The sequence below is a fragment of the Methylotenera sp. E1MeOHC1 genome (assembly GCF_058745595.1).
Genome location: NZ_CP196025.1, coordinates 2,447,662 through 2,470,063 on the forward strand (window position 1 = coordinate 2,447,662; position 22,402 = coordinate 2,470,063).

The following is a 22,402-nucleotide window of genomic DNA, read 5'->3' on the forward strand; positions in this document are numbered from 1 at the left end:
TCCTGTGAGGGGGGCGGTCGTTGCTAAGAAACGGGTGTGGTTAAATTTTTTTGCGTAGGGAGTGCAACACGCTACAACAATTTTTAGCTTTGTTAGGTTGTTGTAGCGGTTGTTTTAGTTTTAGGCAAATTCAGATGGGTCTGGATCAGGATGCGTTTCTTTTTTATCGCCGTCTTTCTTTTCCACATCACTCATTAAGTTGGCACGGCTAACACCTAACCACATGGCAATCGGGCAAGCTACCAGCACTGATGAGTAAATACCAAATAAAATACCAATAGTCAGTGCTAGCGCAAAGTTATGTAACACTTCACCGCCAAATAACAGCATAGACAGCACCATAAGCTGTGTAGAGAAGTGGGTAATGATGGTACGTGACATGGTGCGTGTAATCGCATTATCAATCACGTGGGTGACGCTAGCTTTACGCATTTTGCGGAAGTTTTCACGCACTCGGTCGAACACCACTACAGACTCGTTTACTGAGTAGCCTAATACTGCAAGCACTGCTGCTAGTACGGTCAGGTTGAACTCCCACTGGAAAAAGGCGAAAAAGCCCAAAATAATAATCACATCGTGCATGTTCGCAATGATTGCCGCAACAGCAAAGCGCCATTCAAAACGTAGTGCTAGATAAATCATAATGCCTGCGATCACCAATAGCAGGGCTAGCGAACCTTTTTCATACAGCTCAGTGCCTACTTGTGGCCCTACGAACTCAATGCGGCTCATTTGTACTGAGTCATCTACTGCTTTAAGCGAGCCTAATACTTTGTCTGAAAGCTGTGCGCCAGTAAGGCCAGTTCTGACCGGCAAGCGAATCAGCACGTCACGGCTAGTACCAAAGTTTTGTACGGTTGCATCTTTCAAGCCGATGCCATCAATGGTGGTGCGGATCTTGGTTAAATCTGCAGCGTGCGGGTAGTTCACTTCAATCATGGTGCCGCCAGTGAAGTCCACACCAAAGTTCAAGCCGCGTGTAGCAAGAAACACGACAGCAAGTATAAAGGTAATCATGGAGATGGCTGTGGTTAAACGGCCATAGCTCATGAAGGGGATGTCTTTTTTTACTCTAAAAAATTCCATAGTTTTTACTCTATATTTTTGTCTGTGGGCGCTAAATTAACTGGAGCGCTTAACCAATTGAAAGGTGTGTTGTTTTACGACGGCTACCGTAAACCCAGTTAACAATCGCACGTGAAACCACCACCGCACTGAACATAGAAGTGAGGATGCCAAGTACGTGTACAACCGCAAAGCCTTTAACCGGGCCTGTGCCAAATAAGAATAAGGCAATACCGGCGATCATGGTGGTGACGTTAGAGTCTAGAATTGTATCCCAAGCACGGTCATAGCCAATGTGGATTGAGGCTTGAGGTGTATTGCCGCTATGTAGCTCTTCACGGATACGTTCGTTAACCAACACGTTGGCGTCAATTGCCATACCCAGCGTTAGCGCTACCGCTGCCAACCCCGGTAAGGTTAATGTTGCTTGCAACATAGAAAGTATAGCTACCAGTAGCAGTAAGTTAATGCCTAGCGCCAATACTGAAATTCCACCAAATACTAGGTAGTAAAAAATCATAAATACCGCAATGGCTGCGAAACCCCACAAGGTAGAGTGCATGCCGCGTTTGATGTTCTCCTCACCCATGCTTGGGCCAACGGTACGTTCTTCAATGATATCCATTGGTGCAGCCAATGCGCCGGCACGTAATAGTAAAGAAATATCAGTTGCCTCTTGCGTGTTTGCCATGCCTGATATTTGTACGCGGCCACCGCCAATTTCTTCGTTAATCACTGGTGCGGTCACTACTTCGGTGTTGCCTTTTTCGATCAGCAAAATAGCCATGCGTTTGCCCACGTTTTCACGTGTTACTTGCTGGAATACGCGTGCGCCGCGTGCGTCCAGTGTTACGTTCACCACTGATTGCCCAGTTTGGCCATTCACGCCAGGGCCTGCATCGGTGATGTAGTCACCAGTGAGTACCACGTTCTTTTTCACGAGAATAGCGCGACCCTCGCGGTCTTTAAACGCATCGGTACCAACAGGTGCTTGGCCTTTCTGGGCTTTTTCCAAAGTCATTGCATCTGATTTTTCTTCATCTACCAAGCGAATTTCAAGCGTAGCAGTACGGCCTAAAATTTCCTTAGCTTTGGCAGTATCTTGCACGCCAGGCAACTGTACTACCACGCGGTCTGTGCCTTGTTGCTGAATAATCGGCTCAGCTACACCTAGCTCGTTGATTCGGTTGTGCAGTGTTTGAATATTTTGCTTTAATGCAAACTCTTGAATACGTTTTTGCTCAATCGCATTCAATGAAGCGCTCAGTACAATATCTTCGCCATTGATGCTATCTTTAAGCGTTAAGTCAGGATATTGATTGCTAATGATTTTTCTGGCTTTAGCTAGTTCTGTTGCACTGGTAAAGCGGATTTGTACGGTTTGACCTTCGCGTGTTACGCCGGCGTATGAAACACGCTCTTTACGTAATGCTGTTCTAAAGTCACCAACAAAGCGCTCTGCAGCTTTGTCTAAAGCAGCCTTCATGTCGACCTGCAGTAAAAAGTGCACGCCACCACGTAAGTCTAAGCCTAAGTACATCGGTTTAGCGCCTATGCTACGTAGCCAGTCTGGTGAACGCGATAGCAGGTTTAAGGCGACTGTGTAGTCGCTGCTTAGGTTGGCTTGTAGTAGGTCTTTGGCTTTGATTTGCGTGTCTGTATTTGCAAAGCGCGCTTTTACACCACGTGCGTCTAAATAAATGCCGTCGTATGCAATTTTCTCTTTTTGCAGAATCTGTTCTACTTGTGCTAGTAAGGTAGGGTCAATCTTGCTGGTGCTTTTTGCAGGGGTGACTTGAATTGCAGGCGATTCACCAAACAGATTGGGGATAGCGTAAATCAGCCCCATCAGAATCATGAAGACAACAAAAATGTTTTTCCACAGCGGGTAGCGGTTCATAGTCAGACTCTAGTCAACGGTTTGCAGTTACTTAAAGCAGTGGTGCAAAGTGTTAGTTAAATTTTAGTTAGGATGGCGCTTAGCGATTATAAAGTCTTGGGATTAGATGCTCTTAATCGTACCTTTTGGCAAGGCGCTTTGAATTGCATGCTTTTGAACGGTAATTTCAGTATTGGTTGCAATTTCAAGCGTAACAAATGCGTCCGTTACTTTAGTGACCTTGCCAACAATGCCGCCAGAAGTGACTACTTCATCGCCTTTTTGTAATGCAGCAATCATGTTACGTTGCTCTTTAGCTTGCTTCATCTGCGGACGAATAATCATAAAGAAGAATAGTAAAAAGATGACGATCAATGGTAAAAAGCTAGTGAAATCTGTAGCAGGCGCTGTTGCAGCATAAGCATTTGAAATAAACACGATATAACTCTCTTTAAAAAAACTTAAAAAATGATCTAAAAATTAGCCTTTAATTCTAGCACATACTGTATGTGAATGCAGACGGTGCAGATTTTCGTTCAGTTGATTCAGGTCAAGCTTTTGCGCTTTGCTGCAAACTCTTGCTTGAACGTGTCAAACGTACCTGCTTCAATCGCACCACGCATGCCGCTCATGAGTTGCTGATAATAATGCAGGTTATGTATGGTGTTTAGGCGAGAGCCTAAGATCTCACCAATTCTATGCAAGTGGTGCAGGTATGCGCGTGTGAAGTTACGGCAGGTATAGCACGCACAGTCTGCATCAAGCGGATTGGTGTCGTTTTTGTAGCTGGCATTTTTAATTTTGACATCGCCATATTGCGTAAATAGCCAGCCATTGCGTGCGTTGCGTGTCGGCATAACGCAGTCGAACATATCCACGCCTTGTGATACGGCAGCGACTAAATCTTCAGGCGTGCCAACGCCCATTAAGTAGCGTGGCTTCTCTTGCGGCATTTTGGGTGCAGTGTGCGCTAATATGCGCAACATATCTTCTTTAGGTTCGCCTACTGAAAGGCCACCAATGGCATAACCATCAAATCCAATTTGCTCTAAACCTTCGCGAGAAACGTCGCGTAGCTCCTCGTGCATGCCACCTTGGATGATGCCAAATAAAGCATTGGGGTTACCTTCGTGCGCTTGCTTACTACGCTTTGCCCACCTGAGCGAAAGCTGCATCGAGTCGTTGGCCTCTTTGAGGGTGGCTGGGTAAGGGGTGCACTCATCAAAAATCATCACAATATCTGAGTTCAATACACGTTGGATGCGCATGGATTCTTCTGGTGTGAGGAAGCATGAGTCGCCATTGATAGGAGAGCGGAATTTAACCCCCTCTTCAGTAATCTTGCGTAAGTCACCTAGGCTCCAAACCTGAAAGCCGCCTGAATCGGTTAGTATGGGTTTATCCCAACCCATGAATTTGTGCAGGCCGCCGTGTGCCGCGATCACTTCTAGTCCTGGGCGCAACCATAGGTGAAAGGTATTACCGAGTACGATATGCGCATCAATCTCGGTCAGTTCCAGCGGAGACATGGCTTTGACTGTGCCATAAGTACCGACAGGCATGAAAGCAGGCGTTTCAACTTTGCCGTGCGCTAGTTCTAAAGTGCCGCGACGTGCGAGGCCATCTTGTTTGTGTAAGGTAAATTGCATGGTAAAACAATAATATTTTGAATGTCGCGATACTAACACAATATGTATAGCTTGTAGGCGTAGCCACTCTGCGTCTGTGAATGCCGGTTAAGGGTTGAATCCTAAATATTAAGTCTTGGTGAAAACTATTTTAGTAAAATATGCTCTAAGGTTTAGCTATAAATTAATAATGGAGGATATATGAAAAATACGATGATTGTAGGTACGTGCTTATTGGCTTTTGTGCTTGGCGGTTGTGCCAATATGACAGAGACGCAAAAGGGCACGGCTAAAGGTGCCGCGATTGGCGCTGGTGCAGGTGCCGTTGTAGGTGCGATTGCCGGTAAAGGGAAAGGTGCTGCGATTGGCGCAGCTGTTGGTGCTGCTGCGGGTGCTGTTGCGGGCAACGTCTGGACTAAGCGTCAGGAAGAGCAAAAAAGGCAAATGGAAGAAGCTACAGCAGGTACTGGCGTAGGTGTGACGCAGACTGCGGATAATCGCCTGAAACTAGATATCCCTAGTGATATTTCTTTTGACGTGGGTCGTGCTGATATCAAATCAAATTTTAGAACTGTGCTCGATACTTTTGCTACCAGCTTGGTGAACAATCCGGCAAGTAACGTAACCGTTATCGGCCATACGGATAGTACAGGTAGTGACGCTGTTAACAACCCATTATCGTTAAATCGTGCTGCAAGTGTTCGTGAATATGTTGTAGCACGTGGTGTGCAGTCTAGCCGGATTGCGATTGAAGGCAGAGGTTCACGTGAACCTTTGGTCGCCAATGACACCGCGGCAAATCGGGCCAAAAATCGTCGCGTAGAGATTTTTGTCGCAGAACCCGCTAAATAATGTGAGGCTTACTTGTTATTAACGTGAGTATGGGTAATTGAAACAAGGCCGGCTATTTGCCGGCTTTGTTTTGTCTGGCGCGTCGCTGTCAGTGTTAAGATTAGATGTCCGTGTTTTTAAAAAATTAAAGTTACCAGTGTTGAAATTTGATTTCGAGTATCGCAATAGGCTTTGTTATACTAATCAAAATTTAAATATGATCATATATAAAGGTATGATGTAAAACATGATTGAACCTAAACAAAAAACATTTCATCGTAACTCTGACTCACCGTCTTTACGTGAGCGCGGAATATATTTATTACCTAATTTATTTACTTCTGCGGCTTTGTTTGCTGGTTTTTACGCAATCGTACAGGCGATGAATAGCAACTTTGAGCAGGCTGCTGTTGCGATTTTTATCGCAATGGTGATGGATGGTTTGGATGGTCGGGTCGCCCGCATGACCAATACGCAAAGCGCGTTTGGTGCAGAATACGATAGCCTGTCTGATATGGTGTCGTTTGGTGTTGCGCCTGCGCTTATTTTGTATGTTTGGGCGCTTAAGCCTTTAGGTAAACTGGGTTGGATTGCTGCCTTTATTTATTGCGCTTGTGCGGCACTGCGGTTGGCTAGATTTAATACCAAGCTGGATGATGTGAATCAAGATAAGCGTTATTTCCAAGGCTTACCTAGCCCGGCTGCTGCTGCTTTGCTGGCTGGCTTTGTGTGGGTGTCTTATGAGTATGGCGTGAATGGCCGCGATGTATTTTTTGGTGTGCTGCAAATGAAATGGATGGCATGGTGCATTACGGTGTTTGCTGGTGCTTCTATGGTGAGTGATCTGCGCTATTACAGCGGCAAAGATATTAATCTAAAAGCGAGCGTGCCATTTTTTGTTATTCTTGGCATCATGTTGGGCTTTGTGCTGATTTCCTATAGCCCGCCGGAAGTATTGTTTTTGATTATGACAATCTATGCACTTTCAGGCTATGTGATGTGGCTGCGTGGAAAATTTACTGCTAAGTAATTTACAGCCAACCCAAAGTGCTTAAGTAATACACAACGTTCGTTAAGATTTATTGATCATCATGATAAATAAATTCAAATACTTAAGCACTTGCGAAACCACTTAAAAAACATTATATTGCTAGTACTATGTTCAATTTAAATATTACATTTACTCAATATGCACTGCATCAACATGCCAGTGCCGATTTGCTACGCAAATTATCTGCGTTACGCCTTCTTAGCTTTCTGCGCTAGTGCGCAGACTAAACACACCCCAAATTTAAGTATTACTTCGCGCACCCAATTTTTTAGGTGAGGTGCCAGCTACTAGCCTGTTGTTTAAAGCAATGATAGGCTAAAACAAAATAAAACTAAGGTAATTATCATGACACAAGAGCAAATTATTATTTTTGATACGACATTGCGTGATGGCGAGCAGAGCCCAGGCGCAGCAATGACCAAAGAGGAAAAAATTCGTATTGCACGTCAACTTGAGAAGTTGGGCGTGAACGTGATTGAGGCGGGTTTTGCGGCGGCGAGCCCTGGCGATTTTGATGCGGTTCACGAAATTGCAAAGATTATTAAAAACTCAACGGTCTGCTCATTAGCGCGTGCCAGCGAGAACGATGTACGTCGTGCTGGTGAGGCAATTAAACCTGCGGCAAAAGGGCGTATTCATACATTTATCGCCACCAGCAAGATTCATATGGAAAATAAACTCCGTATGACCGAAGACCAAGTAGTTGAGCGTGCGGTGCAAGCGGTGAAATGGGCGTTGGAATATACAGATGATGTTGAGTTCTCTGCCGAAGATGCGGTGCGCTCAGACATGGATTTTTTGATTCGCGTATTCGATGCAGTGATTCAAGCTGGTGCCAAAACCATTAACGTGCCAGATACTGTAGGTTACTCTATTCCAGCAGCATGGGGCGAGCGTATGCGTGAATTGATTGCACGTGTGCCCAATAGTCATAAGGTAGTGTGGTCTACACACTGTCATAATGACCTTGGTATGGCAGTGGCAAACTCATTGGCTGCGGTAATGGCTGGTGCGCGTCAGGTTGAGTGTACGATTAACGGTTTGGGTGAGCGTGCAGGTAATGCAAGCTTGGAAGAAGTGGTCATGGCAGTGAAAACACGCAATGACATCTTCAACTTAACCACAAGCATAGATGCGACACAAATCGTACCAACCAGTAAGTTAGTTTCTACTATCACTGGCTATCCGGTGCAGCCTAACAAGGCGATTGTAGGTGCCAATGCGTTTGCACATGAGTCTGGTATTCACCAGGACGGTGTGTTGAAGCATCGCGAAACTTATGAAATTATGCGTGCTGAAGATGTGGGTTGGAACGCAAATAAATTAACCTTGGGTAAGTTGTCTGGCCGTAATGCATTTAGAACGCGCTTGAAAGAGTTGGGCATTGAGCTTGAAACTGAAGATTTATTAAATGCAGCGTTTGCACGTTTTAAAGATTTAGCGGACAAAAAGTCTGAAATTTTTGATGAAGACTTACACGCCTTAGTGAGCGATGAGTTTGTGTCTGAAGCAAGCGAGAATTATAAATTGGTGTATTTACAAGTGGCATCACAAACTGGTGAGGTGCCACATGCCTTGATTACAGTAAGTGATAATGGCAGTGAGAAAAAAGCTGAGGCTGATGGCGGTGGCCCTGTAGATGCATCATTTAAGGCGATTGAGCAAATTGTAAACAGCGGCGCTGAGTTATTGCTTTACTCAGTGAATAACATTACCAGCGGTACAGATGCGCAAGGCGAAGTGACGGTACGTCTTTCTAAGGGCGGGCGTATAGTGAATGGGCAAGGTGCGGACACGGATATTGTTGTGGCCTCTGCCAAAGCTTATTTAAATGGATTGAATAAGTTACATAGCAAGCTAGAGCGTGCGCATCCTCAAGTGTAGTTTTTGAATGCGGATGTGTTGTTAAAACCAAGTCGGGCGAATCCATGAGTTTGTTAGGACAGATGAAGCTTCAGGCGCAGCAAACGCTTGAGGATAAAAATAATCAAAGCAAACTCAGTGCTGATTCGCTCGCTTTGCGTAATGCAAAACTTAAAGAGGTATTCAATTATTGGCGTGAGTTCTCTGAGCTAATTCGAGTGATTGAGCCTGAGTTTCCCCATGTCATTTCATTGCCTAGCATCGGTGATTTATCTGGGTTAAGGGTGACTGAGCCTTTTGCTGAGTATCGGCATACGCTCTTGAGTAATGAAGCATTCTCTGATGAGATTAGCCATGTTTCACTATTCTACTTTTACAAGGCACCGCAGGTTTTTAAATTTGAACGTGAGCTAGGCATTGCACAGCGCATTAAAGATGTGTTGTGGCGCTATGGCATAGTTCATACTGCAGAAGACGTGAAGAATGAACATGCACGGGTGACAGCGGTATCCTTTACTATTCCTTGGCAAGTCAAAGGCTCAATATTAGTCACGGCATTATCTGATGCTGAGGTATTGCACTTTTCATTAAAAAACATTGCCAAGCTTGGTGAGATGGAATTGGAAATGCCGTTTGATCAGGTGGATGCAACATTTTTGGATGAGCTTTCTAAACTACTGCTAGGGCAGGACAACTTTTTTTGGAAGCTGGCTAAGTTCTAGCAGAATAACAATATGCGTCTACGTATGAGTCGGCAATCGCTTTTGATTGTGTTGGCACTGTTCTGTACCTACTTTATTTGGGGCTCAACATATTTGGCCATTCGTTTTGGGATAGAAAGCTTTCCTCCGTTTTTAATGGGGGGTATACGCTTCACTGTTGCCGGCGCGGTTTTGTTTGTTGTGATGCGTTATTTGGGTGCTGCGATGCCTTCTGGCCGCGAATGGCTTGGCGCTGGTGTAGTGGGGCTGTTGTTACCTGCGCTAGGCAATGGCACTGTGTGTTATGTGCAGCAAACCATTTCATCGAGCGTTGCTGCGTTATCAATCGCCACCGCGCCGATTTGGATGGCAATTTTTTCCTCAATTTGGGGGCATAAGATTACGCTAAAAGAGTGGCTAGGTATTGCCATCGGTTTAGTTGGTATTGTGTTGCTTAATCTGGGCGGCAGTTTTGAAGGGGATTTTACTAGCGCCTTCTTGTTGATATTTGCTGCAGCGAGTTGGTCGTTTGGCTCGGTATGGGGTAAGCATTTAGCGATGCCGGCAGGTTTAATGGGCGCGGCGTGCCAGATGTTTGTGGGCGGGTTGGCGCTGTTGTTAGTAAGCGCTTACGCTGGCGAGTCATGGCCTCAGCAGGTATCATCTAAGTCATGGGGTGCGCTGGTGTTTCTAATTGTACTAGGGTCGTTAATTGCATACAGTGCATACCAGTACTTGCTTAAAACGGTGCGGCCTTTAGTTGCCAGCAGCAATACTTTTGTAAATCCGATCGTGGCGTTCGCCGTGGGCATCTGGTGGGCCGCTGAACACGTAACCACGGTTGAAATAGCTGCGCTGGGTGTGATTTTGGTAGGTGTATTTTTAGTACTTTCTGTAACGAATAATGAAGATATTTAATATGAAACAAGACGTAACTCCAACGCAGAATTTAGCGTTGTTTGACTTAGATAATACTTTGCTGGCTGGTGATAGCGATTACAACTGGGGCATGTTTTTGATTGGTGAAGGCTTGCTAGACGGCAAGACACATCAAGAGCGCAATGACCAGTTTTATCAAGATTATAAAAACGGCAATCTAGATATTTATAAATTTCTTGAATTTCAATTAAAGCCGTTAAGTGAACACTCTAAAGAGTTTTTAGATACGCTCCATTTGAAATATATGGAGCAAGTGATTCGCCCGATGATGACCGTGAAGGCGCAAGAGTTGGTGAATCAGCACAAAGCGGCAGGCGATTTGTGCGTTGTGATTACGGCAACGAACAGCTTTGTGACTAAGCCAATTGCTACTGCATATGGCATTGAGCATTTGATTGGTACCGACCCGGAAATGGTCGATGGCCAATACACGGGTGGCGTGCAAGGTGTGCCGAGCTTTCAAGAGGGTAAGGTAACGCGTATTAACGATTGGTTAAATGCACGTGGGCAGCAATTAGGCGATTTTGCGAAAAGTTATTTCTACAGTGATTCGCACAATGATTTACCGTTAATGAAGTTGGTGACTAATCCTATCGCCGTAGATGCAGACCCTACGCTAGCAACATATGCAGAGCAGCATCAGTGGCCTCGTATTAGTTTGCGCACATAGGTATTGTGCATAGACAGCGTCTATTTACAGTGCGCCGATCATTTGTCGATATCAAGTTTAAGTTTAAAGCAGCCGCGCGCTGCTTTAAACGTTTTTAGTGCCCCAACAGTATCTGCGAAACAAATTTGCTGCCAATATAAGCTAGCACCAGCAGGACGAAGCCAGTGAGGGTCCAACGAATGGCTTTTAATCCCCGCCAGCCATACTGGTATCTGCCAAACAATAGCCCAGCGTAAATAAACCAGCTAGCAATTGAGAAGATGGTCTTATGGTTGAATTGCACTGGCTTATGGAACAGCGCCTCAGAGAACCACATGCCACTCACTAAAGTAGCGGTGAGTAGAATAAATCCAAACCCTATCATTTTAAATAGCAGGCTTTCCATCACCATTAATGGTGGGAAGCTAGGTAGCTTAATCAGCGTGGTTTTGTGGTGCAGGTTTCGTTCCGCAATGGTCATCAGCAAGGCATGCAATGCAGCAAACGTAAACAGGCTGTAGGCAATCATGGCTACCCAGATATGCGCAATAAACAGCGGGTTGCCAGATTCAGGCAAAAAATGCGTTTCGGTAAAGAAGGCCGGTAGCAGTGAAAATACAGCAGCTGGTGGCAACACAAAGGCCTGCAGGCTATATAGCTGATGATTGCGATCTGTTACCCAATACACTAAAACCGTTAACCACAGTATGGCCGAAATTGACTGATAAAAGCCCAAGTTGAAACCGATCGCGAAAATGCTTTGGTGTAATAGCCAACCATGAATCAGTAAGCCCAAGGCAATCATTGCTGAGTGCAGTTTTAATGCATCAGGTTTTATATTGGCATGGTTTGGTGCTTTTGCATCGCGCCAGAAATCAATAGCCACAGCCATATAAATAAACGCAACAATAAAGTAAGGAATTAATTTTTGCATAGTGCAATTATGGCGCAATTAGCGCGTAAATATAATAGCTGAGATTAATAAATATAAGATTTATCACATCACTTACTACGCCAGCAGGCGCTAGTGTAATCAAGCTGCCAGTGCTGAGGCTTAAACTTACTTAATATATTGGATTGATTAAACAAATGTATTAATAGGACAGGTCTGACGCTTGATGTAAAATTAGACCTAATATTATTTGTACGAGTATAAAGATGCTAGAAAACTTGACTGGGCGCTTGCAGGGCGTCATTAAAAACTTACGTGGGCAAGCACGCTTAACTGAAGAAAACATCGCTGATGCGATGCGTGAAGTGCGTATGGCCTTACTGGAGGCTGATGTTGCCTTGCCGGTAGTGAAAGACTTTATTGCTGCGGTGAAGCTACGTGCGCAGGGTAAGGAAGTGTTACAGAGCCTAACCCCAGGTCAGGCCGTGATTGAAGTGGTGAACGATGAGTTGACCTCACTCATGGGTAAGGCCAATGAAGGCTTGAACTTAGCTGCAGTGCCACCAGCTATTATTTTAATGGCGGGTTTGCAGGGTTCGGGTAAAACCACCACCTCTGCCAAGTTGGCAAAGTTATTAAAAGAGCAGAAAAAGAAAGTCCTGTTGGCGAGTGCTGACGTTTATCGTCCAGCCGCGATTGAGCAGCTTAAAACGCTGGCGAATCAGCTGGAGATAGAGTGCTTTGATAGTAATGCCAGCCAAGCGCCGCTTGATATTGCTACTGCGACTTTAGATTTTGCAAAACGCGGTTACTACGATGTGGTGATTTTCGATACGGCAGGCCGCTTGGGTATTGATGAAGCGATGATGGCTGAAATCAAGGCATTGCACACCTTCTTGAACCCGATTGAGACCTTGTTTGTGGTTGATGCGATGCAGGGGCAGGATGCGATTAATACGGCGAAAGCGTTCGGGGATACTTTACCGTTAACCGGCGTTATTTTAACCAAGCTGGACGGTGACTCACGCGGCGGTGCGGCTTTGTCGGTTCGCCATGTGACAGGTAAGCCAATCAAGTTCATCGGTGTGAGTGAAAAAGTGGATGGCCTAGAGCCGTTTTATCCAGACCGTATGGCATCACGTATCCTCGGTATGGGTGATGTGCTGGGCTTGATTGAGCAAGCGCATAAAAACGTAGACATGGCTGAAGCGCAAAAGCTGGCCGATAAAGTTAAATCAGGTAAAAACTTTGATTTAGACGACTTTAAAGCGCAAATGTCGCAAATGCGAAAAATGGGGGGTATGGGAGCACTCATGGATAAAATGCCGTCACAGCTTGCAGGCATGGCAGCCAAAGTTAATCCAGATGATGCAGACAAGAGCATTCGCCGCATTGAGGGTATTATCAATAGCATGACGCCGTTGGAGCGCCGTAAACCTGAGCTGATTAAGGCAACACGTAAAAAACGTATTGCGGATGGTTCTGGGGTGCAAGTGCAGGAAGTGAACCGTTTGTTGAAGCAATTTGAAGAAACGCAGAAAATGATGAAGATGTTTAGCAAAGGCGGCATGGCAAAAATGATGCGCAGTATGGGTGGTTTGATGGGCGGTAAGCTACCTGGAATGCGTTAATATATTAGTTCGGGTGAAGCGGTGCACTTTAGAAGTCTTGTTAAAACAATCTCTTACGAAAAATAGAAAACTTTTTTACAAAATAATTAAGTTATTTGTGAATTTCTCATTGACCAACCTGATAGTTTCTATATAATGGCGACCTTTCGTAAGTAACGCAGTTAATTACGAAATGAATGGGGTGTTAGCTCAGCTGGTAGAGCAGCGGACTTTTAATCCGTTTGTCGTGGGTTCGATCCCCGCACACCCTACCAAGATATATAAGGCTTAATCAGAAATGATTAAGCCTTTTTCTTTTGTGCTGTCAGTTCCGATTAGCGCTATTATTTAACCCATGTGCATAGACGCTTTGGGTACTTATCTTTTTAATCTGCCTATCAAACATTAGTGAAACCTGAAAACACCAAATCTGCGTTGCATCCGCGTAATCGACATCGCGAGCGCTACGACTTTGATGCGCTAATGCAAACTAGCGCGGCGTTGGCCCCATATGTGCAATTGAATGCGTATGGCGATGCTTCCATTGATTTTTCTGATGCGCAAAGCGTTAAGGCGCTTAATCAGGCTTTGCTCAAACAGTTTTATGCGGTGGATGTTTGGGATATTCCTCAACATTACCTATGTCCGCCCATTCCCGGGCGTGCGGATTACTTGCACTATCTGGCTGATTTACTAAGTGAGCCTCATGGCGTGGTGCCGCGTGGGCCATCTGTACGCGTACTGGATATAGGCGTAGGTGCGAACATCATCTATCCACTGATTGGAACTCATGAATATGGGTGGCAGTTTGTGGGGGCAGATGTTGACGCTAAGGCACTACGCAATGCACAGCAGATTGTGGATGCAAATGCCCTGACTGATGTAATTGAGTTGCGATTGCAGGCTACACCAACATCCATTTTTAACGGCATGATTCAACCGGGCGAGTTATTTGCGTTAACGATGTGCAATCCGCCGTTTCATGGCTCTCTGTCCGATGCGCAGGCCGGCACGCAACGAAAGTGGCGGGGGTTAGGTAAGCATGTGGCTAAACAGGGTGGGGGTAGCAAGCCTGCCGTATTGAATTTTGGCGGGCAAGGCGCAGAGTTGTATTGTGCTGGGGGTGAGGAGGCGTTTGTGACCGCCATGGTTAAACAGAGTAAGCAGTATGCAACGCAATGCGTATGGTTTACCACGCTGATTTCAAAAGCCGCTAACTTGCCCAGTGTTTACCGTGCGCTCAAGAACGTGCATGCGCGTGAGGTGAGGACCATAGAAATGACGCAAGGTCAAAAACAAAGCCGCATCGTAGCCTGGACCTTTCTGGATGCTAGTCAACGCAGTTCTGTATGGGGTTGAGTAAGGGGTAGTGTGCGCTCATCAATGGACGCTAGTGCCGTTGCTGCAATTATGCGCTATCAAATTAACAGCCTAATCGATATCCGATTGGGCTGTTTTGTTTTAGCCGGACGGCAGCAGAAAGTAGGTGTTTGAAATAGCGAGCACATGCTATGTATATTTCTTGACAAGCCCCAGTATAGGTAGCACAGTAGGTTTTAGGTAGGTGTTAATGATGACAGCTTGTTTAACCGACTGAAAGTCAACATGATGGCTAGCAAAAAACAAGAAAATATCCCCCCTATTAAATTCATGTTTGTTGTAGCGCTTGATGCGCTCGTTTGTGAGCAGTTGGAGGGGGATGCCAAGCCTCTGACCGGATGGAGTTCGACGCAGCTGTCGGCATCTAGCCCCACACTCAAAAGTTTGTTTCATCCAGATGACCTAGATATATACGATGCGATTTTCTCACACTCATCTCAAGTAGAGCCGGTTACCCTGACTTTTAGAATTGTAGATAAGAAGGGGCTGGCTAAGATTCTGAGTGCCACTTATCAAAAACAGCTAGATGTAGATCATTTAAAAACGCGGATTACGCTCACCCTTGCGCAACCTGAGGTTAACCTCGAGATTGCTCAGGGTCTGATGTATGACAGCTTTTTTGCGATGCTAGAAAATACAGATGACTACATTTATTTCAAGAATAGAAATCATCAGTTTACTAGTGCAAGCCAAACTGTCGTAGATGTCACGCAAGGCATCGCGCATTGGTCTGACTTGATTGGTAAAACAGATTACGATGTGCTGCCTAGGGAGTATGCGGATATTTATTACACGCTAGAGAAAAAGATTTTTAATGGCTTTTTGCCTATGGCACAAGAGGTACAGCCGCTGTTAAATAGTCATGGTAAGCCCTGTTGGGTTGATAACCGTAAATATGCGATGAAAGATAAAGACGGTCATATTATCGGTTTGTTTGGTATTGCCAGAGATATCACTGAGTTAAAGAGAGCTGAGGCGCAGCTACGTAAAAGTGAAGACAGAATGCGCCTTGCGTTATTGGCGGCTAATCAGGCTTGGTTTGATTTTGATATCAAAACGGGTGAGATGACGACGAGTGATGAGTACTCTCAAGTTCTGGGTTATGCAGAGGGGGAGTTAGACCATAACTTGCAGGAGTGGCAGGCAGCATTGCACCCGGAAGATAGTGCTAGGGTGATGTCATTCTTAAATGAGTGCATGACTGGCAGTGACTCGGTCTCTGTTGATTATCGGCGCCGTGCAAAAAACGGAGATTGGGTTTGGATGAATAGTGTGTTCAAAATTGCTGAGTTTAATGCGCTACATCAGCCCATGCGCATGATAGGGGTGCATGCCAATATTAATAGCCGTAAACTGCTGGAGTTGGAGCTTAACCAAAAGGCACATATTGACTACCTGACTGAGTTGAATAATCGCGGTCACTTTATGGAGCAGGCGGAGAAAGAGCTTAGTCGAAGTCAGCGCTATGAAAAAGAAATGGCAATTTTTATGATGGATATTGACTTTTTTAAGAAAATTAATGACAGCCATGGACATAAAGTTGGCGATATTGTATTGAAAAAATTGGCAGATGTATGTCGCCAAACCTTGCGTGAGGTTGATATTATTGGGCGCGTAGGCGGTGAAGAGTTTGCTATTTTGCTGCCAGAAACCAATCGCACAGAGGCGCTGGAAGTGGCTGAGCGTTTAAGGCTGTCGGTTGCTGACTCTGAAGTGCCAATGAAGGATGGCTTGCCAGTACAGTATACGGTCTCGATTGGCGTGTCTTCTGTGGAGTCAGCGGATGACAATATCGATGTGTTGCTTAGTCGAGCGGATAAGGCGCTTTATCAGGCAAAGCAGTCTGGCCGTAATCGGGTATGTGCAGCAAGCTAGGGCTTGAGGCGAGGTTTTTCTGCTTTTTTAAGTGCTTGGTTGGAGTAAGCGAGTGTGCAAAGCTTAATTTTTATTTGTTCGGCTTATTTATTAGTGATCTTATCAGTTAATATGCAGCTTGATTTCGTCTGATCTACTTTAAGGGAGTGTCATGTTTTTTATTGAGCTGATTCACAATACTGCTTTGTTAGTTGCGCTCACAACAATCTACCAAGTTACCTCCTCCCGTAATAAAAAAAATCCGTTAACGCAGCCGTTATTTTTTGGTCTTTTATTTGGTATTGCCGGTGTGATTGGCATGATGACACCAGTGCAGTACGGTAATGGCGTGATCTTTGATGGGCGCTCCATTGTTTTGTTTGTTGCAGGGATGTTTGGTGGCCCTTTTGTTGCTGCGTTGAGTGCGTCTATTATCGGCGCATACCGGATATGGCTTGGTGGAGCCGGTGTTTATATCGGAGTTGCCGTCACTGTAGTGGCTGCTTTAATCGGTGTTGCGTTTTATTATTATCGGAAAAGTGTAGGCGGCTCTTTGAAGGCACTACCGCTATTAGGTGCTGGCCTGCTAGTGCACGTGGTGATGCTGCTGCTGTTTTTATATTTACCTGGCGGCATTGGGGTTTGGATTGATAAGCAGTTGGGCCCCACGATTATTTTGTTTTATCCGGTGGCAACGATGCTAATTTGCCTGCTTTTTCAAGATTATGAAGAGAAAGAGCATGGTCGTGTTGAGCTGCACCGTTTGGCCTACTACGATTCATTGACCGGCTTACCGAATCGATCATTGCAGATTGATCGTCTTAATTGTGCCTTATTGGAGTGCAAAAGCACTGGCTCCAAAGGTGCACTCATTTTATTAAACCTAGATCGTTTTAAAACGCTGAATGAAGCGCGTGGGCATGCGGTGGGGGATATGCTGCTATGTTTTATCGCCGATAGGCTAAAGCCGCTGGTGGGAGCCGATGGTATGCTAGCCAGAATGTCTGCGGATGAATTCGCGGTGTTGATTCCGAAAGGTGCAAGCAATACAGCAGATATTGACTCGATGGTTAGCCACCTGCTTGATAAAATTAGATTGCAGCTTAAGCTCCCAATTCAGCTGGGGGATGATGAGTTGATTGCATCAGGTAGTATTGGTATTGCCACTTTCCCTATTAATATTGAAGATGATGCGGGTGATGTGTTTCGCCGCGCGGATACAGCCATGCATCGTGCTAAGCAAAATGGTGGCAATCAAAGTATCTTGTTTGAACAGTCAATGGCAAGTGTGGCTGAGCAGCGCTTCAAAATTGAGCGTGAATTGCGCTTGGCCATTCCAGCCGGAGAGTTAATGCTGTATCTGCAGTCGCAAGTGAACGCTGCCGGTGTGGTGGTTGGCGCTGAGTCCTTGGTGCGCTGGCAGCATCCCGAACGTGGCTTGGTGCCGCCTTCTTTATTTATTCCTGTGGCTGAAGAAACAGATTTGATTGTGGATGTGGATGTGTGGGTGCTCACTGAAACTTGCCGGATTTTGGCAAGGCAGGATATTTACAGTTTGCCGATTCGCGTATCAGTCAATATTAGTCCAAGGCACTTCCGTCAGCGGGGTTTTGTTTCGAGCATTAAAACAATTTTAGCGGATACCGGCGCTGACCCAACCCATTTGACGCTCGAAGTGACGGAAGGGTTGGTGATTGATAACATCAGCGAGGTGATTGCTAAAATGACGGAGCTCACTTTACTGGGAATACACTTTTCTCTGGATGATTTTGGTACCGGATATTCTTCGCTAAGTCATCTCAAACGCTTGCCGATTCATGAGTTGAAGATAGATAAAACGTTTGTGCAGGATGCGCCGCATGACCCAGACGATGCGGCTTTAGTTGAATCGGTATTGGCAGTTGCCAAACATATGCAATTAAATGTGGTGGCTGAAGGGGTGGAGACGCAAGAGCAGGCAGATTTTTTGAATGCTAGGGCAGTGGTGGTCCACCAAGGGTATTTGTATAGTAAACCTGTGCCTGCAAGTAGCTGGATTAAGAGTTTAGTGTAATTATTAGTCAGCCTCTAGTTTCCACTTCTGGTTAATCCGCTTATTGCATAGCAATGTAGACTCGATTGCGCCCGTACTTTTTGGCCTGATAAAGTGCTTCATCTGCTAGGTTGAGTAGCATGTCGATGTTGTCTTGCTTGGATATTCTGGAAGCTACACCGATTGAAACTGTGAACTGAATGGGAATGCCAACCTCCATTGGTACTTTTTCATTGGCAAGTACTGCACGTAGCCGCTCGGCAACCTCGGCGGCTTCTGCTTTGTCTGTCTCGGGCAGTAAAATAGCAAACTCCTCGCCCCCTACGCGGCCAATGATGTCGATCTCACGTAAGGTTTCACGGCATACCGTAGCCATTCTTTTCAGCACCGTATCGCCCGATTTATGGCCGTATGTATCATTAACCTGCTTAAAGAGGTCAATATCCAGCATAAAGAACGAGAGTGGCGTGTCGTAGCGATTGGTGCGCTGTATTTCTTGTTCGGCTTGCTCCATGAAGTAGCGGCGATTGCTGACCCCAGTGAGGAAATCAATACGTGCTTGGCGTTTGAACTCCTCTTCAAGCTGTTTGCGCTCGGTAATGTCTGTAGAGGTGCCAATCATGCGTAATGGTTTTCCTTCATCGTTGCGGCTGATCACCATGCCTCGGTTCAGTAGCCACTTGTAAGAGCCGTCTCCACATAGCTTTTGCTGTTCAATCTGGTAGCGATCGGTTTTGTTATCTTTCATCGCCTGTATCGCCATCATTGTGTTGGTGACGCTGTCTGGGTGGGTGTACGCTACCCAGTGGTGAAACCTCTCAACATCAGATGTTAGGCTCGCATCTAACCCCAAAATCTCCATTAAGCGTGGGGATGCTTCAGTTTTACCTGTTTGAAAATCATATTCCCAAACCCCGTCTCCTGCACCCTCTAAAGCAAATCTCCAGCGTTCTTCATTCTTCTTTAAGGCAAGTTCACTATGATTTTTTTCAATGGCAATACTTGCGAGATATGCGGCTTGCTCAATCAGCATGATATTGGCTTCAGTTGGCCGGTATGTATTCTGGTGGTAGATGGCGACGGTTCCTAGTACCTTGCCTTGCGTTGAACGTATTGGCTCCGACCAGCAAGACCCAAGCCTTGCTTGGCCTGCAATCTCTCTAAAATAGCGCCAGTAAGGGTGGTTTTGTATATCTTCAACAATGACCCGTTTGCCGGTAAATGCTGCTGTGCCGCAGGAGCCAACGCCTTCGCCTATGCTTAGATTATTCACTGCGGCTACGTAGAATCTAGGCAGGTTAGGAGCGGCTGTTGCCAACAGGCGCTTACCTTCAGAATCTAGCAGCATAATACTGCCGCGTATAGCTGGGTTTTCTTGTTCAACCCAGAGGATGATGGCTCTGAGTATATTAGGTAGCGGCGCCCCTTTGGTAATCAGCTCTAGTACATGGCTACGGAACTTCTCTCGGACTTCGGCATGCTTGAGTTCATCACTGTAGTGGCTAAGTCTCGTGATGATTAACCCAATCAGGCAAGATGTTAAGGAGAAAAATACGAGTGGAAGATAGCTCTTTTGCGCGCTAAATAATACTTCAAATGGTTTCACGAAGTAGTATTCGCCAGCTATGCCAGAAAGTATAGCCACCAAGGCGCCAGGGCCAGTTCCAAGTAGATAGAAGCTGATGAGTGTTGGCAAATAAAAGGTGATGTAAGCCAGATTTTCTTGTGCTGGTGCGATGATGAAACGCAGAAAAAAGGCTATGAGGAACAGCACTATCGCAATCAGGTAACGATAGTAAGCGGGTAATCTTGTATGCATTTCTTCGAAATTCAACAAAATAATCCTTTCGTTTACTTACGAAATAGCGCGTGAGTAAACTATGCAACGCTGTTAGCTTAGCATATTAAAAATTGATTATAATGAATTTTTGTGAGATGTTGGTAGTCATTACTAACTCACTCAATTTAAATAGCTAGATTAAGTTACTATATTCATTATGTCTGTTAAACATCCTTTTTTTGAATACCTCGGCGAGAACTACCCATACGCCCTTGAAGATAAGTTCGATCGTATTTTGTTGCGCATCGAGAAGCTGTGGTCTACACCACAAATACATGATTATTTCAGTGAGCTGATTATTGACTCTCGCGGCGGGCGTCAGGGCTTCCCAAAAGAGGTGATGGAAGACATTCTCAGGCTGCGGCAAGTGCGACAGTCTCAACATATCCGCGAAGCCCAGGGTATAGATGCTGCTATTAAAGAATTAGAGCGGCTAGGGATTGCGCGCAGTGAAGAGCAGTTTCTGCAGGCAATTCATACAGGTAATCAGGCGGCTGTTGATCTCTTTGTTCGTAGTAATTTCAATATCCACATTTCAGATCCAGATGGCACGCCCGCGCTGTTGGTTGCTTTAAAAAAAGGCTACACGGTGATAGCGGGCATACTGATCAAAAAAGGTGCGGATGTGAATGCTTATGACCGCAAGACCATGACGCCGCTTTTACTGGTATGTGGTCAACAATTGCCTGGTTATAAAACTATTGCAGAAATGTTGATCAAAAGAGGGGCTTATATCAATGATCGGGATAGCCTTGGTTTTACGCCTTTATTGCTTAGTCTCACATCTGGTCAGTTTGAAGTGGCTGAACTACTTATCGAACGAGGTGCTGATATCTTGGCGCGTGGTAAGAACGGTAAGTCTGCTTTAGCCTTAGCTGAAGATGCAGGTAATACTAAAATAGTAGCGCTCTTAAAAGAAAAAGGCGCTACTCCTTGAGTGCAGGCAAAAATAGCCGTGTAGCTAAGGCTATTCTTGCCAGTTTGGCGCCAGATTAATCCCAGCTTAATGCGCCGCCCGTTTGATATTCTGTCACACGGGTTTCAAAAAAGTTTTTCTCTTTCTTCAAATCTATCATCTCACTCATCCATGGGAACGGATTGGTCGCACCTTGGTAAAGCACATCCAAACCAATTTGCTGGCAACGGCGGTTGGCAATAAAGCGCAGGTATTCCTTAAACATGGTGGCATTCAAGCCCAGCACGCCGCGTGGCATGGTTGCTTCTGCGTAACGATATTCCAACTCAACACCGTGTTGGATTAAGCCTTTAATCTCTTCACGGAATTCAGCAGTCCATAAATGTGGGTTCTCAAGCTTAATCGTATTAATGACATCAATACCGAAATTGCAGTGCATAGACTCATCACGCAAGATGTACTGGTACTGCTCAGCCGCGCCCTGCATCTTGTTCTGGCGGCCAAGTGCCAGAATCTGCACGAAGCCTACGTAGAAGAACAGACCTTCCATGATGCAGGCAAACACAATCAATGAACGCAATAGTTGTTGATCAGCCTCTGGTGTACCGGTTTTGAACTCCGGGTCTGTCAGGACATTGATGAATGGAATCAAGAAGTCATCTTTATCTTTAATACTCGCTACTTCCTGGTAAGCATTAAATACTTCAGATTCGTCTAAACCCAAACTCTCAACGATGTATTGATAGGCATGTGTATGAATCGCCTCTTCAAAGCCTTGGCGCAGCAAGTATTGGCGGCACTCTGGCGCAGTGATGTGGCGATAAGTGCCCAGCACGATATTGTTCGCAGCCAATGAGTCAGCTGTGGTAAAAAAGCCCAGATTACGCTTAACAATCAGACGTTCATCGTCGGTCAGTGCAGTGCTGTCCTTCCACTGTGCAATGTCGCGGCTCATGGAAACTTCTTGCGGCATCCAGTGATTGGCACAACCGGCCAAGTATTTATCCCACGCCCAATGGTATTTGAACGGCACTAGTTGATTCACGTCCGTTTGGCCGTTAATCATGCGCTTATCTGAGGCATTCACACGGCCTGAAATAGACGGCTGGTTTGCTGCTACTGGCGCTGCGGTTGGTGTTGGCACTGGCGCCAGTTGTGGCTTAGTTGGCTCTACGTAAACTTCATCTTCAAATGAAAGCATGTTTTTTCCTTAATTCTTCGTCATCATTTTTAGCAAGCTAGTGAGAGCTATTCAGTGCGAGGCACGACAAG

18 protein-coding genes and 1 tRNA gene are annotated in these 22,402 nt (G+C 45.5%); 12 read left to right on the plus strand and 7 right to left on the minus strand.

Features of this window, described 5'->3' with window-relative positions; genetic code table 11:
• Nucleotides 1–120: 120 nt before the first annotated feature.
• The 4 genes from secF to tgt all read right to left on the minus strand — a co-directional run bounded on the left by secF (nucleotide 121) and on the right by tgt (nucleotide 4,593).
• Entirely contained in the window at nucleotides 121–1,086 is a 966-nt protein-coding gene (secF, locus tag ACSSU7_RS11550; RefSeq protein WP_492516613.1) for a protein translocase subunit SecF, read from the minus strand.
• A gap of 49 nt (nucleotides 1,087–1,135) precedes the next feature.
• Nucleotides 1,136–2,965 (minus strand): protein translocase subunit SecD, encoded by a 1,830-nt coding sequence (gene secD / locus ACSSU7_RS11555; protein WP_492516614.1) that lies wholly within the window; start codon nucleotides 2,963–2,965, stop codon nucleotides 1,136–1,138.
• 102 nt (nucleotides 2,966–3,067) lie between these two features.
• Nucleotides 3,068–3,382 (minus strand): preprotein translocase subunit YajC, encoded by a 315-nt coding sequence (gene yajC, locus ACSSU7_RS11560; RefSeq protein WP_492516615.1) that lies wholly within the window; start codon nucleotides 3,380–3,382, stop codon nucleotides 3,068–3,070.
• Between the two features lie 107 nt (nucleotides 3,383–3,489).
• On the minus strand, nucleotides 3,490–4,593 hold the full coding sequence (tgt, locus tag ACSSU7_RS11565; protein WP_492516616.1) for a tRNA guanosine(34) transglycosylase Tgt: 1,104 nt from the start codon (nucleotides 4,591–4,593) through the stop codon (nucleotides 3,490–3,492).
• Between the two features lie 180 nt (nucleotides 4,594–4,773).
• Here tgt and ACSSU7_RS11570 point away from each other — a divergent pair, with 180 nt between their 5' ends.
• The 6 genes from ACSSU7_RS11570 (at nucleotide 4,774) to ACSSU7_RS11595 (ending at nucleotide 10,627) form a co-directional block, all read left to right on the plus strand.
• On the plus strand, nucleotides 4,774–5,424 hold the full coding sequence (locus ACSSU7_RS11570) for a YiaD family glycine zipper/OmpA-like lipoprotein (RefSeq protein ID WP_492516617.1): 651 nt from the start codon (nucleotides 4,774–4,776) through the stop codon (nucleotides 5,422–5,424).
• Between the two features lie 226 nt (nucleotides 5,425–5,650).
• The gene (pssA, locus tag ACSSU7_RS11575; protein ID WP_492516618.1) at nucleotides 5,651–6,433 is read left to right on the plus strand and encodes a CDP-diacylglycerol--serine O-phosphatidyltransferase; all 783 of its coding nucleotides are present in this window, start codon (nucleotides 5,651–5,653) and stop codon (nucleotides 6,431–6,433) included.
• 366 nt (nucleotides 6,434–6,799) lie between these two features.
• Complete coding sequence (locus ACSSU7_RS11580) at nucleotides 6,800–8,338, plus strand: 2-isopropylmalate synthase (protein ID WP_492516619.1); 1,539 nt, start codon at nucleotides 6,800–6,802, stop codon at nucleotides 8,336–8,338.
• Between the two features lie 44 nt (nucleotides 8,339–8,382).
• Nucleotides 8,383–9,039, plus strand: a complete 657-nt coding sequence (locus ACSSU7_RS11585; RefSeq protein WP_492516620.1) for a hypothetical protein — start codon at nucleotides 8,383–8,385, stop codon at nucleotides 9,037–9,039.
• 12 nt (nucleotides 9,040–9,051) lie between these two features.
• Nucleotides 9,052–9,936, plus strand: a complete 885-nt coding sequence (gene yedA, locus ACSSU7_RS11590; protein WP_492516621.1) for a drug/metabolite exporter YedA — start codon at nucleotides 9,052–9,054, stop codon at nucleotides 9,934–9,936.
• 1 nt (nucleotide 9,937) lies between these two features.
• Complete coding sequence (locus tag ACSSU7_RS11595) at nucleotides 9,938–10,627, plus strand: histidinol-phosphatase (RefSeq protein WP_492516622.1); 690 nt, start codon at nucleotides 9,938–9,940, stop codon at nucleotides 10,625–10,627.
• Between the two features lie 94 nt (nucleotides 10,628–10,721).
• On the opposite strand, the gene ACSSU7_RS11600 is transcribed toward ACSSU7_RS11595, so the two are convergent.
• Nucleotides 10,722–11,540 carry a cytochrome C assembly family protein gene (locus ACSSU7_RS11600; RefSeq protein ID WP_492516623.1) on the minus strand — a complete coding sequence of 273 codons (819 nt, stop codon included), beginning with the start codon at nucleotides 11,538–11,540 and terminating at the stop codon, nucleotides 10,722–10,724.
• A gap of 224 nt (nucleotides 11,541–11,764) precedes the next feature.
• On the opposite strand from ACSSU7_RS11600, the gene ffh reads away from it, so the two are divergent.
• The 5 genes from ffh to ACSSU7_RS11625 all read left to right on the plus strand — a co-directional run bounded on the left by ffh (nucleotide 11,765) and on the right by ACSSU7_RS11625 (nucleotide 18,395).
• Nucleotides 11,765–13,129 (plus strand): signal recognition particle protein, encoded by a 1,365-nt coding sequence (ffh, locus tag ACSSU7_RS11605; RefSeq protein ID WP_492516624.1) that lies wholly within the window; start codon nucleotides 11,765–11,767, stop codon nucleotides 13,127–13,129.
• A 178-nt stretch (nucleotides 13,130–13,307) separates the two neighbouring features.
• Nucleotides 13,308–13,383, plus strand: a tRNA-Lys gene (locus ACSSU7_RS11610).
• Nucleotides 13,384–13,516: 133 nt separating this feature from the next.
• Complete coding sequence (gene rlmF / locus ACSSU7_RS11615; RefSeq protein WP_492516625.1) at nucleotides 13,517–14,467, plus strand: 23S rRNA (adenine(1618)-N(6))-methyltransferase RlmF; 951 nt, start codon at nucleotides 13,517–13,519, stop codon at nucleotides 14,465–14,467.
• Nucleotides 14,468–14,713: 246 nt separating this feature from the next.
• Entirely contained in the window at nucleotides 14,714–16,363 is a 1,650-nt protein-coding gene (locus ACSSU7_RS11620; protein WP_492516626.1) for a sensor domain-containing diguanylate cyclase, read from the plus strand.
• A gap of 151 nt (nucleotides 16,364–16,514) precedes the next feature.
• Nucleotides 16,515–18,395 carry an EAL domain-containing protein gene (locus ACSSU7_RS11625; protein ID WP_492516627.1) on the plus strand — a complete coding sequence of 627 codons (1,881 nt, stop codon included), beginning with the start codon at nucleotides 16,515–16,517 and terminating at the stop codon, nucleotides 18,393–18,395.
• Nucleotides 18,396–18,435: 40 nt separating this feature from the next.
• On the opposite strand, the gene ACSSU7_RS11630 is transcribed toward ACSSU7_RS11625, so the two are convergent.
• Nucleotides 18,436–20,208 carry a sensor domain-containing diguanylate cyclase gene (locus tag ACSSU7_RS11630; RefSeq protein ID WP_492516628.1) on the minus strand — a complete coding sequence of 591 codons (1,773 nt, stop codon included), beginning with the start codon at nucleotides 20,206–20,208 and terminating at the stop codon, nucleotides 18,436–18,438.
• Nucleotides 20,209–20,371: 163 nt separating this feature from the next.
• Here ACSSU7_RS11630 and ACSSU7_RS11635 point away from each other — a divergent pair, with 163 nt between their 5' ends.
• Entirely contained in the window at nucleotides 20,372–21,151 is a 780-nt protein-coding gene (locus ACSSU7_RS11635) for an ankyrin repeat domain-containing protein (protein WP_492516629.1), read from the plus strand.
• Between the two features lie 55 nt (nucleotides 21,152–21,206).
• On the opposite strand, the gene ACSSU7_RS11640 is transcribed toward ACSSU7_RS11635, so the two are convergent.
• The gene (locus ACSSU7_RS11640) at nucleotides 21,207–22,331 is read right to left on the minus strand and encodes a ribonucleotide-diphosphate reductase subunit beta (RefSeq protein ID WP_492516630.1); all 1,125 of its coding nucleotides are present in this window, start codon (nucleotides 22,329–22,331) and stop codon (nucleotides 21,207–21,209) included.
• Nucleotides 22,332–22,402 lie beyond the last annotated feature (71 nt).

What these genes read in the sequence shown, in the direction of transcription:
- secF (WP_492516613.1), bottom strand. Translation starts at nt 1,086, where the DNA reads ATGGAATTTTTTAGAGTAAAAAAAGACATCCCCTTCATGAGCTATGGC.
- secD (WP_492516614.1), bottom strand. Translation starts at nt 2,965, where the DNA reads ATGAACCGCTACCCGCTGTGGAAAAACATTTTTGTTGTCTTCATGATT.
- tgt (WP_492516616.1), bottom strand. Translation starts at nt 4,593, where the DNA reads ATGCAATTTACCTTACACAAACAAGATGGCCTCGCACGTCGCGGCACT.
- ACSSU7_RS11570 (WP_492516617.1), top strand. Translation starts at nt 4,774, where the DNA reads ATGAAAAATACGATGATTGTAGGTACGTGCTTATTGGCTTTTGTGCTT.
- pssA (WP_492516618.1), top strand. Translation starts at nt 5,651, where the DNA reads ATGATTGAACCTAAACAAAAAACATTTCATCGTAACTCTGACTCACCG.
- ACSSU7_RS11580 (WP_492516619.1), top strand. Translation starts at nt 6,800, where the DNA reads ATGACACAAGAGCAAATTATTATTTTTGATACGACATTGCGTGATGGC.
- ACSSU7_RS11585 (WP_492516620.1), top strand. Translation starts at nt 8,383, where the DNA reads ATGAGTTTGTTAGGACAGATGAAGCTTCAGGCGCAGCAAACGCTTGAG.
- yedA (WP_492516621.1), top strand. Translation starts at nt 9,052, where the DNA reads ATGCGTCTACGTATGAGTCGGCAATCGCTTTTGATTGTGTTGGCACTG.
- ACSSU7_RS11595 (WP_492516622.1), top strand. Translation starts at nt 9,938, where the DNA reads ATGAAACAAGACGTAACTCCAACGCAGAATTTAGCGTTGTTTGACTTA.
- ACSSU7_RS11600 (WP_492516623.1), bottom strand. Translation starts at nt 11,540, where the DNA reads ATGCAAAAATTAATTCCTTACTTTATTGTTGCGTTTATTTATATGGCT.
- ffh (WP_492516624.1), top strand. Translation starts at nt 11,765, where the DNA reads ATGCTAGAAAACTTGACTGGGCGCTTGCAGGGCGTCATTAAAAACTTA.
- ACSSU7_RS11620 (WP_492516626.1), top strand. Translation starts at nt 14,714, where the DNA reads ATGATGGCTAGCAAAAAACAAGAAAATATCCCCCCTATTAAATTCATG.
- ACSSU7_RS11625 (WP_492516627.1), top strand. Translation starts at nt 16,515, where the DNA reads ATGTTTTTTATTGAGCTGATTCACAATACTGCTTTGTTAGTTGCGCTC.
- ACSSU7_RS11635 (WP_492516629.1), top strand. Translation starts at nt 20,372, where the DNA reads ATGTCTGTTAAACATCCTTTTTTTGAATACCTCGGCGAGAACTACCCA.
- ACSSU7_RS11640 (WP_492516630.1), bottom strand. Translation starts at nt 22,331, where the DNA reads ATGCTTTCATTTGAAGATGAAGTTTACGTAGAGCCAACTAAGCCACAA.